This window comes from Pseudoalteromonas sp. SG41-5 (genome assembly GCF_014164495.1).
Lineage (GTDB): Bacteria > Pseudomonadota > Gammaproteobacteria > Enterobacterales > Alteromonadaceae > Pseudoalteromonas > Pseudoalteromonas rhizosphaerae.
Map to the genome: position 1 here is coordinate 1 of NZ_JACJFH010000268.1, position 662 is coordinate 662.

A 662-nucleotide genomic window follows, 5' to 3' on the forward strand; every position below is an offset into this window, starting at 1 on the left:
AACAACAGCTTATTTATTGCCGCTTTTTGGGTTAAAGGCATTGAACCGATAGAAAACCAACCCCATTGGGATGGTTGGATTTGGCTGCAAAATACTGTGATAGAAAAATGGCAAGCAAACAAAGTGTATCAAGGTGGCAACCTTGTAAAACACGGAGCCGACTACTACCTTGCCCGCTACTGGAATGAGAATAACGAACCCGCCCCCCACAGTAGTTGGCAAAAAATTAAAGATTTATTTTACCAAACCCCAGATTTACCACCTGAACACCCTGACGACTATAAAACGCTGGACGGTGTTGATCAAAATGACAACGGTATCCGCGACGATTATGAGCGCTATGTGTATGAAAAGTTTGATTCTCCACAGCTCATCACCTTTAGTTTAGGTGCCGCTTCAACATTACAACTGGTTATTGATATAGAGCAGGGCCGTATACCAAATTTAGATACTGAGATCGGTAAGCAGATTATTTTGGATATGCTCAACATAAGCTACTGTGTTCAATATTTACAAAATTCACACCCACACTTTAGAGATGCATATTCTCACCAGCTTTGATCACCCAATGGCATTAACTTTGATCGCTTATTCTCATTAAGCTTTGATCACGAAAATTACGCGATAATGATCACTTTTGTGTTCTTAATGATTTTGCCGAT

At 40.2% G+C, this 662-nt stretch carries 1 pseudogene; it reads left to right on the forward strand.

What is annotated here, in order from left to right:
• Nucleotides 1-561, forward strand: a pseudogene (locus H5232_RS23535) (chitodextrinase); the annotation flags it as partial.
• Between the last annotated feature and the right edge of the window lie 101 nt (nucleotides 562-662).